The following is a 13,379-nucleotide window of genomic DNA, read 5'->3' as shown; positions in this document are numbered from 1 at the left end:
AGAGACAAGACCGATGACCACCAGGACACTGATTCCCCCGATGAACCGCCGCGCGTTGCTCGGCCTCGGCGCCTGCGCCGCTGCCGTGGCCGCATGCCCCGCGCTCGCGCAGGGTTCCGACAAACCCATCCGCCTCATCCTGCCGATCAGCGCGGGCTCGGGTGTCGACACCATCGCGCGCGCGGCCGCGCCAGCGCTCGGCAAGGCCTTCGGCCAGCCGGTGGTGATCGAGAACCTGCCGGGCGCGGGCGGCATCACGGGTGCCGCGGCCATCGTCAAGGCCGCGCCCGACGGGCTCACGCTGGGCATGGTGTCGAACAACCACGTCATCAACCCGGCGGTGTTCCGGAAGATGCCCTTCGACGCGATCAACGACGTCACGCCGATCAGCGTGGTGGGCGCGACGCCGCTGGTGCTGGTGGTGAACCCGAAGCTGCCCGCGAAGAACGTGAAGGAACTGGTCGCACTGCTGCGCGCGAAGCCCGAGAGCTACAACTACGCCTCGTCGGGCAACGGCACCATCATTCACCTGGCCGGCGAAATGTTCATGGACGAGGCCGGCGTGAAGGCGCGGCACATCCCCTACAAGGGCACCGGGCCCATGATGACCGACATGATCGGCGGGCAGGTCGAGATGGGCGTGATCGCGCTGCCGGCCGTGCAGCAGCACATCAAGAGCGGTGCGCTGCGCGCCATCGGCCTGTGCGGCGCCACGCGCTCGCCAGCCGCGCCGGACATTCCAACCATCGCGGAGCAGGGGCTGCCGAACTACGCGGTCGAAGGCTGGTTCGCGGTGATCGGGCCGGCGAAGATGCAGGCGGCCGATGTCCAGCGCGTACACGACGCGGTCGCCGCCGCGTTCACCAGCGCCGAGGTGCGCGAGGCGATGGACAAGCAGGGCAACGTCATCAAGCCCACGACGCCGGAGCAGGCGGCGAGCTTCTTCCGCAGCGAGGCCGCGCGCTATGCGGCGCTGGTGAAGAAGGCGAACGTGGTCCTGGAGTAGGGCGCGGTGGTTGTCTACGCCGGCGCCACCGCGCGGTAGAGAGCGCGCACGAAGTCCGACTGCGTGATCATCCCCGCGAGGCGCTTCTCGCCGTCGATGATCGGGATGTGGTGGTGTCCGCCCTCGGAGAACAGCGGCACCAGGTCGACCACGGGCCGGTCGGCGCTGGCCACGCGCACCTGGCGCGTCATGATCTGGCCGACCACCTCGGGCTTGTTCGAGATCACCGTGCGCGTGGCGCGGATCAGGTCGCGCAGCTTGCCCGCGATGCCCTCGTGGTGCTGCAGGTCGAGCTGGCGGAAGAAGTCGGCCTGCGTGACGATGCCCACCACGCGGCGCGTGCGGTCGGTGATGGGCAGGGCCTTGATGCGGTGCTCGTGCATCAGCGCCCAGGCTTCCTGCAGCGGCGTGCCGAATTCCACCGAAATCGGCGCGCGCGACATGATGTCGGCACAGCTCAGCGTGCCCAGGCGCCGCTTGTACGACTCCAGCTCGGTCTGCCGGATCAGCGATTCGAGGTCGTCGCGGCTGATGTCGAGCACCTGGTTGTAGCGGGCCAGCACCGCGTCGATGTCGGCCTGGCTGAAGCGCGCATCGGATGCTGGCGGGCGCTGCGCCACCTGCACATGCGGATAGCGCCGGCCGGTGAGCGTGTTGTAGGCCACGCCGGCCAGCACCAGCAGCAGCGAGTTGGTGAAGAAGGGGAACAGCGCAGCCGAGAAATGCGTGGTGTGCGTCAGCACCGCGAGCAGGGCCGCGGCGCCGCCGGGCGGGTGCAGGCAGCGCGCGCTGAACATGAGGCCGATGGCCGCTGCCACGGCGATGGCGCCGGCCAGTGCCGGATCGGGAATCCAGTTGGCCGCGGCGATGCCGATCAGCGCCGACAGCGTGTTGCCGCCGATCACCGACCACGGCTGCGCGAGCGGGCTGGCCGGCACCGCGAACACCAGCACGGCGGTCGCACCCAGCGGTGCGACCAGCCAGACCGAGGCGTGCAGCGGTCCGGCCAGCCAGTGCGACAGCAGCGCGGTGACCAGCAGGCCGAGGCCCGCGCCCATGACGGCGCGCAGCCTCTCGCGCGCATCGACGGTGGTGCGTGCCGGCAGCCAGGTGCGCGCGTAGGTCCACAGGGCATCGAATCGCATCGGGATCGCGCCTCCGTTGTCTCAGCCTTCGTGGGCCACCTTGCGCCCGATCTCGGGCCAGCGGTCGTGCAGCCACACCCAGGCGACCAGGCCGATGGCGAGCATGCCCATGGAGGTCAGCGCCAGCGCAAGCGTCGAGTGCATCACCAGCGGCGCCACCGCGCCGGCCACGATGCCGTTGGCGGTGGAGCCGATCACTGCCTGCAGCGACGAGGCCATGCCGCGGCGCTCTGGGTGCAGGTCGAGCACCAGCAGCGTGACCACCGGCACCATCAGCGCCCAGCCGAAGGCGAACACCGCCAGCGGCCACAGCGCCCAGGCCACGTGCGCATGGAAGAAGGTGTTGGCCACCACGTTGACCACCGAGGTGACCAGCATGATGACGAAGCCGTCGCGGATCTGCCGCTTGGGCGCGACCTTGCCGGCCATGCGGCCGCTGGCGCGCGCGCCGAGCATGATGCCGCCGATGGTCAGAAGGAAGAACCAGAAGAACTGCTGCGGCTGCAGCGCGAGATGGTCGCCCAGGAAGGCGGGCGCGGCCAGCACATAGAGGAACATGCCGTTGAAGGGCACGCCGCTCGCGAAGGCCAGCAGCAGGAAGCGCGGGTCGGAGCACAGGTCCCAGTAGCCGCGCATCAGGTGCCGCACCTGGAAGGGCTGGCGGTGGTCCTTGTGCAGCGTCTCGGGCAGCAGCTTGTAGTTGGCGGTGAACAGCACCACGCCCACCGCCACCAGGAACCAGAACACAGCGTGCCAGCCCGCATGCACGAAGAGAAAGCCGCCCACGATGGGCGCGATGGCCGGCGCCACGCCGAAGTAGATCGTGACCTGGCTCATCACCCGCTGTGCCTCGGCGGGCGGGAACATGTCGCGGATCACAGCGCGGGAGACCACGATGCCGGCGCCGGTCGACAGGCCCTGCAGCCCGCGGAACAGCACCAGCTGCGTGATGTTCTGCGAGAGCGCGCAGCCCAGCGAGGCCAGCGTGAACACCGCCAGCCCCCACAGCACCACCGGGCGGCGGCCGAAGCTGTCGGACAGCGCGCCGTGGAACAGGTTCATGAACGCGAAGCCGAACAGGTAGGCCGAAAGCGTCTGCTGCATCTCGGCCGGCGTCGCACCGATGGATTGCGCAATGCCCGAGAAGGCCGGGATGTAGGTGTCGATGGAGAAGGGCCCGAGCATGCCGAGCACCGCGAGCAGCACGGCAAGCGCCCAGCGCGGGGCCTGCCAGAGTTTGTCTGCATCGGGATTCATGATGAGGTTTGCTCCGTTCTTCTTATCTGTCGCGATCTGTCGCAAGGACCAAAAAGAAAGCGCCCTTGCGGGCGCCTCCTCGTCAGGGAAATACCGGGAGACCGGCTTAGAGCGTATCAATAAAGCTGCGCAGCTTGTCCGAACGCGACGGATGCTTGAGCTTGCGCAGGGCCTTCGCCTCGATCTGGCGGATGCGCTCGCGGGTCACGTCGAACTGCTTGCCGACTTCTTCCAGCGTGTGGTCCGTGCTCATCTCGATGCCGAAGCGCATGCGCAGCACCTTGGCTTCGCGCGGCGTGAGGGAGTCGAGGATGTCCTTGACCACGTCGCGCAGGCCGGCCTGCATCGCGGCCTCGATGGGGGCCGTGTTGCTGCTGTCCTCGATGAAGTCGCCCAGGTGCGAATCGTCGTCGTCGCCGATGGGGGTTTCCATCGAGATCGGCTCCTTCGCGATCTTCATGATCTTGCGGATCTTGTCTTCCGGGATCTCCATCTTCGCGGCCAGGATGCCGGCGTCGGGCTCGAAGCCGAACTCCTGCAAGTGCTGGCGCGAGATGCGGTTCATCTTGTTGATCGTCTCGATCATGTGCACCGGGATACGGATGGTGCGCGCTTGGTCGGCGATCGAGCGGGTGATGGCCTGGCGGATCCACCACGTCGCGTAGGTCGAAAACTTGTAGCCGCGACGGTATTCGAACTTGTCGACCGCCTTCATCAGGCCGATGTTGCCTTCCTGGATCAGGTCGAGGAACTGCAGGCCGCGGTTGGTGTACTTCTTGGCGATGGAGATCACGAGGCGCAGGTTGGCCTCGATCATTTCCTTCTTGGCATCGCGCGAAGACGATTCGCCTTCGTTCATGCGCTTGTTGATGTCCTTCAGCTCGGACAGCGGCACCACCACGCGCGACTGGATGTCGGCGAGCTTCTGCTGCAGTTCCTGCACCGGCGGGATGTTGCGCGACAGCACCATGCTCCAGGGCTTGCCGGCGGCTGCCTGCTTCTCGACCCACTTCAGGTTGAGCAGGTTGGAGGCGATGCGGTTGCCGTTCTTGTCGTAGCCGCTGAAGTCGCGGATGAACTCGTCCTGCGGGAAGCCGCACTTGTCCACGATGATGCGGCGCAGTTCACGTTCCTTCTTGCGGACGTCGTCCACCTGCGTGCGCACCAGGTCGCACAGCTTCTCGATGGTGCGGGCGGTGAAGCGGATGGTCATCAGCTCGTCGGACACGGCCTGCTGGGCCTTGGCGTACGCCGGCGTGCCGTAGCCTTCCTTCTCGTAGATCTTGTGGATCTTCTCGAACAGGTCGGCGATGCGGTCGAAGCGCGAGAGCGCCTCGTTCTTGAGTTCTTCGAGCTTCTTGGTCAGGGCCTTGGAGCCGCCCTTGCCGTCGTCGTCGTCTTCCTCGTCGAATTCGTCGAAGTCTTCTTCGGCCACGTAGTCGTCGGCCTCGTTGGGGTTCGAGAAGCCGTCGACGATGGTCGAGATGACGACCTTGCCTTCACGGATCTCGGCGGCCAGGCGCAGGATCTCGGCGATGGTGGCGGGGGAGGCCGAGATGGCCTCCATCATGGCCATCAGGCCGCCTTCGATGCGCTTGGCGATTTCGATTTCGCCTTCGCGCGTCAGCAGCTCGACCGTACCCATTTCGCGCATGTACATGCGGACCGGGTCGGTGGTGCGGCCGAATTCGCTGTCCACCGTGGAGAGAGCCGCTTCGGCTTCTTCCTCGGCTTCTTCCACCGTGGTGGCGGTGGGCGCGGTGTTGTTCAGCAGCAGGGTTTCGGCGTCAGGCGTCTGCTCGTACACCGCCACGCCCATGTCGTTGAGCATGGTGACCACGACTTCCATGGTCTCGGCGTCGACCAGCTTGTCGGGAAGGTGGTCGGAGATTTCGCCGTGCGTGAGGTAGCCGCGGGTCTTGCCCAGCGTGATCAGGGTCTTCAGGCGCGAGCGGCGCTTGGCCAGGTCTTCCTCGGAGAGCACGGTCTCGTCGAGGCCGAATTCCTTCATCAAGGCGCGTTCCTTCGCCTTGCTGATCTTCATGCGCAGCGGCTTGACCTTTTCCTCGGTCGCGGCAACCGCGGGCTCGTCGCCGGCCAGGTCGTCCTCGATGTCCGACAGGTCGACGTCGCTCTCGGGCGCTTCCTTGTCAGCCTTGGGCTTGCGGCCGCGCTTGGCGCCGGTGGCGGGCGTCGCGGCGCCGGCGGCCTTGGGCGGGCGGCCGACTTTCTTGGCTGCAGGGGCGGCTGTCTTCTTGGGATCGTCGAGAGAGGTCGATTTCGTGGGCACGGTTTTCACTTTCGTTGCGGCTGCCGATTTGGATGCGGCGGCGGCCGTCTTGGTTGCCGGCTTCGCGCCGGCTTTCAACGGTTTTTCTGTTGCGGGCTTGGTGGCGACGCTTTTGGCAAGTGAAGGAGCAGGCTTCTTTGAACTGGGCATACGACCTCGTTACGGCAAGAAAAGACAAGCGGTATCACAGGCGCACCGTCACGCGGACGGCGCCACCGAGCCCATGCACAGGCATGGACTGAAAACAATTGGGAAAGAGGAATTAATTCCTCAACAGGCAAGATGTCGGGCGAACATTTGGTGTGCAGTCCTTGCGGTTATTGACCCTTTCCGCCGGAATTTACCGTTGGAGTGCGTTGCGCTAGGGGTCGGCCCGGAGGTGCTGCTGTCGCTCTTGCCTAATTTCGCCAGTTGCGAAGCCCTACATTATAGCGTGTTGCGCAAATTTCAAGCAGTTTCTGAACCCGAGGCGCGCAGGCGGGCACGCAATTCGAGCCGCCGGACTTCCAGTGCCTTGTAGCGCTCCAGGGCTTTCGGGTCTTTTCCCACGGCGGCGATGGCTTCGGTCTGCTCGGCCTTCAGGCGGTCGTCGAGCATGAAATCGAGCACGCTGGAGAGTTCCCGGGCCGCGTCGGCCAGGTGCTGCGCCTCCTCGCCCTCGGGGACGGGGCCGGCTTCGGCGACGGACATCAGCCGCTCGGCCAGGGGCTCGAATTCGAGCCCGCGCAGGCCTTCGCGCAGAGCCGCCCAGGGCTGGACGCCGTGCTCGTGCAACTGGCTGTCGAGCCAGGTGAAGAGGGCACCGTGCTGGCCGGGCAGGTCGCAGAGCATCACGTGGAGTTCGTGCGACAACGCCTCCCATTGCGCCATGTTCGACAGCAGCAGCCGCACTGCCACGTCCGGGCGGCTGGGTGGTGCGCCCCGGCCGCGCAGGGGCTCGATGGGTTCCTCGAACTTGCCGCCCCAGCGTTTGCCGCCCTTGCCCGCGAACTTGCGCTGCTGGAATTTGGGCTTGCTATCGCTTTCGTAGCGCGCGGGCTCGTAGTCCTGCGGCGGTGGCATGTCCGGGTAGTAGTCGTCGCCGTCACCGCCGCTGTAGCTCGGAGGCTCGTCGTGGCGCCGTTGCTGCGCGGGGGGGCCGCCTGCCTTGCGCGGACCTGGCGTTGACGCCCAGAGTTCCGACAGCGCCGGCGCGTCGAGCTGAACCAGCGTCGCGATCTCGCTCAACAGCTGCCGCTTGAGCGCGCCATCGGGCATCGCGCTCCAGAGTGGGCGTACGTTGCTGGTCATGTGCGCACGGCCCTCGGCGGTGCTCAGGTCGCAGCCTTCGCGGGCGGCCTCGATCATGAAGCGCGACAGCGGCGTGGCCTCGTTCACGAAGCGGGCGAAGGCCTCGGCGCCGTGCTCGCGGATGAAGCTGTCGGGGTCGTGCTCCGCCGGCAGGAACAAAAACTTGATGCTGCGCACGTCGGTGGCGTAGGGCAGCGCGCCGTCGAGCGCCTTGCGCGCGGCGCGGCGGCCGGCGGCGTCGCCGTCGAAGCTGAACACCACCGATTCGGTGAAGCGGAAGAGCTTCTGCACATGATCCGTGGTGCAGGCCGTGCCCAGCGTGGCCACCGCGTTCGGAAAGCCGAGCTGGGCCAGCGCCACCACGTCCATGTAGCCCTCGGTGACGAGCGCGTAGCCGCGGTCGCGGAAGGCGGCGCGGGCTTCATAGAGGCCGTAGAGTTCGCGGCCCTTGCTGAACACCGGCGTTTCGGGCGAATTCAGGTATTTGGGCTTCTCGTCGCCCAGCACGCGGCCGCCGAAGCCGATGCATTCGCCCTTCACGTTGCGGATCGGGAACATCACCCGGTCGCGGAAGCGGTCGTAGCGCTTGGCTTCCTCGTCGCTGAGCTTGCCTTCCTCGTTGTTGACGATCACGAGGCCGCTCTCCGCGAGCAGCGGATCATCGTAGTCGGGAAACACGCTGGCCAGCGCGCGCCAACCGGCCGGCGCATAACCGATGCCGAACTGCTTGGCCACTTCGCCGGAGACGCCGCGGCCCTTCAGGTACTCGATGGCGCCGGGTGCCTGCCGCAGGTGCTTGCGGTAGGCGTCGCCGGCTTTTTCGAGCACGTCGGTCAGCGTTGATTGTTTCTGGCGCTGGGCGGCGGCGCGGGCGCGTTCAGCGGGGGAGGCGTCGTCCTCGGGCACCTGCAGCCCGTATTGGCCGGCAAGATCGTGCACCGCCTCGACAAAGCCCATGCCCGCGTGCTCCATCAGGAAGCCGATGGCGTTGCCATGCACTCCGCAGCCGAAGCAGTGATAGAACTGCTTGGTCGGGCTGACGGAGAAAGAGGGCGATTTCTCGCCGTGGAACGGGCACAGCCCCATGAAATTGGCGCCGGCCTTCTTGAGCTGCACATAGCGGCCGACGATCTCGACCACATCGGCGCGCGCGATGAGTTCCTGGATGAAAGAAGCGGGGATGGTCATGTAGGCGAAGAGCGGCAAATCATACGCAAGCGGCCGAAGGCCGGCGGTCGGGCGGCATACTGAAAGCGACCGGAATCCACGCATGACGACGCCCGAACCGCTGCAACACATCGCGCCGCTGCTGCGCCACCCCCTCAGATTCGTCTGGAGTGCCCTCAAGGAATTCCGCGCCAACCAGGGCCTGCTGCTCGCGGGCGCGGTGGCGTACTACGCGCTGCTGTCGATCGTGCCGCTGCTGATCGTGAGCGTGATCGCGCTGTCGCACGTCATCGAGCAGGCCGAGTTGCTGCGCACCATCGGTCGGTACCTCGAATGGCTGCTGCCGGGGCAGTCGAAGGCCATCGTGGCCGAGCTGTCGAGCTTTCTCGACCATCGCGACGTGCTGGGGCCGGTGCTGCTGGTGACGATGATCTTCTTCAGTTCGCTGGCTTTCAGCGTGCTCGAGAGTGCGATGGCGGTGATCTTTCATCACCGCAAGGCCGACCACAAGCGCCACTTCCTGGTGTCGGTGGCCATGCCCTATATCTACATCCTCTGCCTGTGCGTGGGGCTGCTGCTGGTCACGCTGGTGTCGGGCGCGCTGCAGCTGGTGGGGCGGGAAAGCGTCGACCTGCTGGGGCGCAGCTGGTCGCTGTCGGGCGTTTCGGGGCTGCTGCTGTACCTGCTGGGGTTGGGCGGCGAGATCTTCATGCTGACCTCGCTCTACCTCGTGATGCCGGCCGGGCGCATGTCGCTGCGGCATGCGCTGCTGGGCGGCATCACCGCCGCGCTGCTGTGGGAGGCCACGCGGCGCGTGCTGATCTGGTACTTCTCGACGCTGTCGCAGGTGAACGTGGTCTACGGCTCGCTCACCACGGCCATCGTGGTGCTGCTGAGCCTGGAGATCGCGGCAACGCTGGTGCTGCTCGGGGCCCAGGTGATCGCGCAGTACGAGCGACTGGACCGCACCGGCAGCACGAAGCTGCCGGAATCTGCAAACGTCAGCGGGGAGCCAGCCGGATCGCTCCGTCCAGGCGAATCACCTCGCCGTTGAGCATGTCGTTCTCGATGATGTGCTTGGCGAGCTTGGCGTAGTCCTCGGGCGTGCCCAGCCGGGAGGGGAAGGGCACGCTGGCGGCCAGCGCATCCTGCACTTCCTGCGGCATGCCGAACAGCATGGGCGTGCCGAAGATGCCGGGGGCGATGGTCATGTTGCGGATGCCGCTGCGCGCGAGGTCGCGGGCGATGGGCAGCGTCATGCCGACCACGCCGCCCTTCGAGGCGCTGTAGGCGGCCTGCCCGATCTGGCCGTCGTAGGCGGCGACGGAGGCTGTGGAAATCAGCACGCCGCGCTCGCCAGTGGCTTCGGGCTCGTTCTTGCCCATGGCGTCGGCCGCCAGGCGGATCATGTTGAAGCTGCCGATCAGGTTGACCGTGACGGTCTTGCTGAACACGGCCAGCGCGTGCGGGCCGTTCTTGCCCACCGTCTTCTCGGCCGGCGCGATGCCGGCGCAGTTGACGAGGCCGACCAGCTTGCCGAGCTTGAGCGCAGCAGCCACGGCTGCCTGGCCGTCGGCTTCCTGGCTCACGTCGCACTTGACGAACACGCCACCGATTTCCCTGGCGACGGCTTCGCCCTTTTCAGCCTGCATGTCGGCAATGACCACCTTGCCGCCGTTCGCGGCCAGCATGCGCGCCGTGCCTTCGCCGAGGCCCGAAGCGCCACCGGTCACGATAAAAACCTTGCCATCGATCTGCATTGAAGTCTCCTGGATGAGACCGGCATTATCGAAGACGCCCCAAGGACGAAAAAAAAGGCCTCATCCGAGGATGAGGCCCTGAATTGGATCCGTGAGGACCCAAGGAGACAACTGGTGGTGGTCGGTTGCTTAGCGCTTGCGCGAAGCGGTTGCGGTCTTCGCGGCGGCGACGGCTTGGGTCGACACGGCGTTGAAGTTGGCTTCGGCGACGTCAGAAGCTTGCTTGACGGCCTTCTGGACCGATTCGAAAGCGTTGTTGGCGGCAGCCACGGCGCTCTTCAGGACGGCAACGGCGGTTTCCGAACCGGCGGGAGCGTTCTTGGAAGCGCTGTCGACCAGGCCGACGAAGGCTTGCTGGGCTTCCGAGGCCTTGGCTTCGAAGGCCTTGGTGAACTCGGCGCCGGTGCCTTGGGCGATGTCGTACAGGTGACGGCTGTAGGCGGCGGTCTTTTCGGCCAGGGGCTGGAACAGGCTGGCTTGCAGCGTCAGCAGCTCTTGGGCGTCCTTGACGCTCAGGGCAGCCTGGGCGGTGTTCTGGGCTTCGGCCAGGGCGGCCTTCGAAGCGGTCACGTTCAGTTCGACGAGCTTCTCGACGCCTTCGAAAGCCTTGGTGGTCAGGCCGAACAGGGTTTCGAGGTTTGCTTTTTGAGCGGCGAGGATTTGGTCAGCGGTCAGGGCCATTTGAGATCTCCAGAAGGGATGATTGAGTGGTCGGTTCACGTTGCGCTGTCTCGCTGTTCATGTTGCGGTGCAGCATGGCCTCAAGTATAGGCAGCTGAGTCTTGCGGGCAAGGGGTTTTTGCTGCCCTGCAGCAATTTAGAAGCCGTCATCTAAATTCGGCTGCCGGGGCGGTCTCCAAGGTTGCTTTCCGCTGCGGAAGCCACTGGCAAAATGCCGCGCGATGAGCGCCCCGACCACCAAGCCCACCCCTCATGCGCGCAGCGGCTACCGCGCATTCCGCAGCATCCCGACGCGCTGGGCCGACAACGACATGTACGGCCACGTCAACAACGTCGTCTATTACAGCTGGTTCGACACGGCGGTGAACGCACTGCTGATCGAGCGCGGCGCACTCGACATCCACCAGGGCCAGACCATCGGCTTCGTGGTGGAGACGCAGTGCAACTACTTTGCGCCGATCGCGTTCCCGCAGACGGTGGAGGCGGGCATCCGGGTGGCCCAGGCAGGTCGCTCGAGCGTGCGCTACGAGATCGCGCTTTTCGCCGAGGGCTCCGATAGCGCCGCGGCGCAGGGCCACTTCATTCACGTCTACGTGGACCGCGCCACGCAGCGCCCGGTGCCGCTGCCCGAGGCGCTGCAGCAGGTGGTCGACTCGCTCAAGGCCTGAGCGGGCCGGCCTCCCGCGCGGAAGACCTTACATGGTCTTCTTCATGGCCTTGATATCGGCCTTGCCCTGGGCTTCATCCGCCTTGGCCTGCTTCACGCAGGCGGCCTTGGCCTCGCCCTTCTGGTCGTCGCATTTCTCCTTCGCGACTTCGTAGGTGGCCTTCACCTTTTCCTCGGCCACGTTGCGGGCGTGGCTGTCGCTGGGCTGGTATTGCTGCTCCAGTTCGGCCTTGGCAACGTCCTGCTTGCCCTTGGCTTCCTTCTGGCAGACGTCCTTGGCGTTGTCCTTCATCGTGTCGCACTGGGTCTTGGCGACCTTGTAGTCGGCCTCGATCTTTTCCTTGGCGACCTTGTATTCGTCCTTGGTCATGGCGCTGGCCTGCGTGGCCACGAAGCAGGTGGAGGCGAGGGCCAGCACGAGGAGGTGTTTCTTCATGGGATTTTTCCTTCCGGGAGTTGATGGAATCCGGGGGCGCCCGGCTCAGTAGCGCTCGAACCAGAGCGCGTCCGGCGAGCGGCCGTCGCGCGATTCCCAGTCCTTGACCTGCTTTTCGGCTTCGTCGCGGCTGATGCCGTGGCGCTCCTGGATGCGGCCGAGCAGCTGGTCGCGCTTGCCGGCGATGACGTCGAAGTCGTCGTCCGTCAGCTTTCCCCACTGCTCCTTGACCTTGCCCTTGAGCTGTTTCCAGTTGCCTTCGATGGTGTCCTTGTTCATGCGAATCTCCTTTGAGGCGGTTGATCCGGCGGGGCTGTGTCCGCCGCCGTGAAATCACTGTCTCCGCAGCGATTCGCCCTGCCGGTAGGACGTGCTGTCCGGCCCCCGTAGGCAGAGGCCGACGCGCGCCGTGATAATCGAACGGCCGCCGAAAGTTTGAGACACCGCGCCCAGCACCATGATCATTCACAGCCTGCTCGACACCGACCTCTACAAGTTCACGATGATGCAGGTGGTCCTGCATCACTTTCCGGGGGCCCGGGTCGAGTACCGCTTCAAGTGCCGCAACCCCGGGGTCGACCTGGCCCAGTTCGCCGGCCAGATCCGCGAGGAAGTGCGCGGCCTGTGCTCGCTGCAGTTCCGGGACGCCGAGCTGGCTTACCTGCGCTCCATGCGCTTCATCAAGAGCGACTTCGTCGACTTCCTCGGGCTCTTCAGGCTCAACGAGAAGTACATCAACATCATTCCCCAGCCCTCGGGCGAGCTCGAGATCCGCATCAAGGGGCCGTGGCTGCACACTATCCTGTTCGAGATCCCGGTGCTGGCCATCGTCAACGAGGTCTACTTCCGCAACACGGAGAAGAAGCCCGATATCGAGGAAGGCCGCCGGCGCCTCGAGACCAAGATCACCCAGCTGCAGGATGCCGGCCTTTCCGACCTGAAGATCGCCGACTACGGCACGCGCCGCCGCTTCTCCAAGGACTGGCACGAGGAGGTGCTGCGCACCCTGGCCGCCCGCCTGGGCGCCGTCACTTCGCCTGCGGTGCAGGCGCCGCCCGGCACGCGGCTGCCGCAGCTCGCGGGCACCAGCAACGTGCTGTATGCCATGAAGCTCGGCATGATCCCGCTGGGCACCATGGCCCACGAGTACCTGCAGGCATGCCAGGCGCTCGGCCCGCGGCTGCGCGACAGCCAGATCTTCGGCTTCGAGAGCTGGGCCCGCGAATACCGCGGCGACCTCGGCATCGCGCTGTCTGACGTGTACGGCATGAGCGCCTTCCTGCGCGACTTCGACCTGTACTTCTGCAAGCTCTTCGACGGCGCACGCCACGACAGCGGCGACCCGTTCCAGTGGGGCGAGCGCATGCTGGCGCACTACATCGCCAACCGGGTCGACCCGCGCACCAAGACGCTGATCTTCAGCGACGGCCTGACGGTGCCGCGCACCATCGAGCTCTACCAGCAGTTCCGCGGCCGCTGCCAGCTGGCCTTCGGCATCGGCACCAACCTCACCAACGACCTGGGCTACGAGCCGCTGCAGATCGTCATCAAGATGATCGAGTGCAACGGCCAGCCGGTGGCCAAGCTGTCGGACACGCCTTCCAAGAACATGTGCGAGGACGAGAAGTACCTGGCCTACCTGCGCCAGGTCTTCGAGATCGAACAACCCCCGGCGTGAAG

Annotated in this window: 13 protein-coding genes; 5 read left to right on the top strand and 8 right to left on the bottom strand. The window is 66.0% G+C overall.

The features are described from left to right. Positions 1 to 40 precede the first annotated feature (40 nt). A complete protein-coding gene (locus EJO71_RS26540) occupies positions 41 to 1,006 on the top strand; it encodes a tripartite tricarboxylate transporter substrate binding protein (protein WP_125951777.1) in 966 nt (321 codons plus the stop codon). 14 nt (positions 1,007 to 1,020) lie between these two features. Here the strand turns inward: EJO71_RS26540 and EJO71_RS26535 are convergent, their stop codons facing one another. The 3 genes from EJO71_RS26535 to rpoD form a co-directional block, all read right to left on the bottom strand. After that, positions 1,021 to 2,151 (bottom strand): HPP family protein, encoded by a 1,131-nt coding sequence (locus EJO71_RS26535; protein ID WP_125951643.1) that lies wholly within the window; start codon positions 2,149 to 2,151, stop codon positions 1,021 to 1,023. A gap of 21 nt (positions 2,152 to 2,172) precedes the next feature. After that, positions 2,173 to 3,408: a multidrug effflux MFS transporter gene (locus EJO71_RS26530; RefSeq protein ID WP_125951642.1), complete on the bottom strand. Its 1,236-nt coding sequence runs from the start codon at positions 3,406 to 3,408 to the stop codon at positions 2,173 to 2,175. Between the two features lie 106 nt (positions 3,409 to 3,514). Continuing rightward, positions 3,515 to 5,698, bottom strand: a complete 2,184-nt coding sequence (gene rpoD, locus EJO71_RS26525) for an RNA polymerase sigma factor RpoD (RefSeq protein WP_240651523.1) — start codon at positions 5,696 to 5,698, stop codon at positions 3,515 to 3,517. Between rpoD and EJO71_RS34840 the strand changes: the two genes are divergently transcribed. Next, positions 5,691 to 6,218 carry a hypothetical protein gene (locus tag EJO71_RS34840; RefSeq protein ID WP_240651522.1) on the top strand — a complete coding sequence of 176 codons (528 nt, stop codon included), beginning with the start codon at positions 5,691 to 5,693 and terminating at the stop codon, positions 6,216 to 6,218. The two genes, rpoD and EJO71_RS34840, sit on opposite strands and share 8 nt — an antisense overlap. On the opposite strand, the gene dnaG is transcribed toward EJO71_RS34840, so the two are convergent. Then, complete coding sequence (gene dnaG, locus EJO71_RS26520; RefSeq protein WP_125951640.1) at positions 6,146 to 8,176, bottom strand: DNA primase; 2,031 nt, start codon at positions 8,174 to 8,176, stop codon at positions 6,146 to 6,148. The genes EJO71_RS34840 and dnaG overlap by 73 nt on opposite strands. An 82-nt stretch (positions 8,177 to 8,258) precedes the next feature. Here dnaG and EJO71_RS26515 point away from each other — a divergent pair, with 82 nt between their 5' ends. Next, positions 8,259 to 9,209, top strand: coding sequence for a YihY/virulence factor BrkB family protein (locus EJO71_RS26515; protein WP_125951639.1), 951 nt, complete (start codon positions 8,259 to 8,261; stop codon positions 9,207 to 9,209). On the opposite strand, the gene EJO71_RS26510 is transcribed toward EJO71_RS26515, so the two are convergent. Both EJO71_RS26510 and EJO71_RS26505 read right to left on the bottom strand, forming a co-directional pair. Continuing rightward, positions 9,157 to 9,915, bottom strand: a complete 759-nt coding sequence (locus tag EJO71_RS26510) for a 3-hydroxyacyl-CoA dehydrogenase (RefSeq protein WP_125951638.1) — start codon at positions 9,913 to 9,915, stop codon at positions 9,157 to 9,159. The genes EJO71_RS26515 and EJO71_RS26510 overlap by 53 nt on opposite strands. A 129-nt stretch (positions 9,916 to 10,044) precedes the next feature. Further along, positions 10,045 to 10,596 carry a phasin family protein gene (locus EJO71_RS26505; RefSeq protein WP_125951637.1) on the bottom strand — a complete coding sequence of 184 codons (552 nt, stop codon included), beginning with the start codon at positions 10,594 to 10,596 and terminating at the stop codon, positions 10,045 to 10,047. Positions 10,597 to 10,817: 221 nt separating this feature from the next. On the opposite strand from EJO71_RS26505, the gene EJO71_RS26500 reads away from it, so the two are divergent. After that, positions 10,818 to 11,264, top strand: coding sequence for a thioesterase family protein (locus EJO71_RS26500; protein ID WP_125951636.1), 447 nt, complete (start codon positions 10,818 to 10,820; stop codon positions 11,262 to 11,264). Between the two features lie 27 nt (positions 11,265 to 11,291). On the opposite strand, the gene EJO71_RS26495 is transcribed toward EJO71_RS26500, so the two are convergent. Next, on the bottom strand, positions 11,292 to 11,699 hold the full coding sequence (locus EJO71_RS26495) for a hypothetical protein (RefSeq protein WP_125951635.1): 408 nt from the start codon (positions 11,697 to 11,699) through the stop codon (positions 11,292 to 11,294). Between the two features lie 45 nt (positions 11,700 to 11,744). Further along, positions 11,745 to 11,978, bottom strand: coding sequence for a CsbD family protein (locus tag EJO71_RS26490; protein ID WP_093303623.1), 234 nt, complete (start codon positions 11,976 to 11,978; stop codon positions 11,745 to 11,747). Between the two features lie 178 nt (positions 11,979 to 12,156). On the opposite strand from EJO71_RS26490, the gene pncB reads away from it, so the two are divergent. After that, positions 12,157 to 13,377, top strand: coding sequence for a nicotinate phosphoribosyltransferase (gene pncB, locus EJO71_RS26485; protein ID WP_125951634.1), 1,221 nt, complete (start codon positions 12,157 to 12,159; stop codon positions 13,375 to 13,377). Positions 13,378 to 13,379 lie beyond the last annotated feature (2 nt).

It is taken from the genome of Variovorax sp. 679 (genome assembly GCF_003952185.1).
GTDB lineage: Bacteria > Pseudomonadota > Gammaproteobacteria > Burkholderiales > Burkholderiaceae_C > Variovorax.
The sequence above is the reverse complement of the archived record's forward strand: the minus strand, read 5'-3'. Positions and strand labels throughout refer to the sequence as shown.

What these genes read in the sequence shown, in the direction of transcription:
- EJO71_RS26490 (WP_093303623.1), bottom strand. Translation starts at nt 11,978, where the DNA reads ATGAACAAGGACACCATCGAAGGCAACTGGAAACAGCTCAAGGGCAAG.
- pncB (WP_125951634.1), top strand. Translation starts at nt 12,157, where the DNA reads ATGATCATTCACAGCCTGCTCGACACCGACCTCTACAAGTTCACGATG.
- dnaG (WP_125951640.1), bottom strand. Translation starts at nt 8,176, where the DNA reads ATGACCATCCCCGCTTCTTTCATCCAGGAACTCATCGCGCGCGCCGAT.
- EJO71_RS26500 (WP_125951636.1), top strand. Translation starts at nt 10,818, where the DNA reads ATGAGCGCCCCGACCACCAAGCCCACCCCTCATGCGCGCAGCGGCTAC.
- EJO71_RS26510 (WP_125951638.1), bottom strand. Translation starts at nt 9,915, where the DNA reads ATGCAGATCGATGGCAAGGTTTTTATCGTGACCGGTGGCGCTTCGGGC.
- EJO71_RS26505 (WP_125951637.1), bottom strand. Translation starts at nt 10,596, where the DNA reads ATGGCCCTGACCGCTGACCAAATCCTCGCCGCTCAAAAAGCAAACCTC.
- EJO71_RS26530 (WP_125951642.1), bottom strand. Translation starts at nt 3,408, where the DNA reads ATGAATCCCGATGCAGACAAACTCTGGCAGGCCCCGCGCTGGGCGCTT.
- EJO71_RS26540 (WP_125951777.1), top strand. Translation starts at nt 41, where the DNA reads ATGAACCGCCGCGCGTTGCTCGGCCTCGGCGCCTGCGCCGCTGCCGTG.
- EJO71_RS26495 (WP_125951635.1), bottom strand. Translation starts at nt 11,699, where the DNA reads ATGAAGAAACACCTCCTCGTGCTGGCCCTCGCCTCCACCTGCTTCGTG.
- EJO71_RS26515 (WP_125951639.1), top strand. Translation starts at nt 8,259, where the DNA reads ATGACGACGCCCGAACCGCTGCAACACATCGCGCCGCTGCTGCGCCAC.
- EJO71_RS26535 (WP_125951643.1), bottom strand. Translation starts at nt 2,151, where the DNA reads ATGCGATTCGATGCCCTGTGGACCTACGCGCGCACCTGGCTGCCGGCA.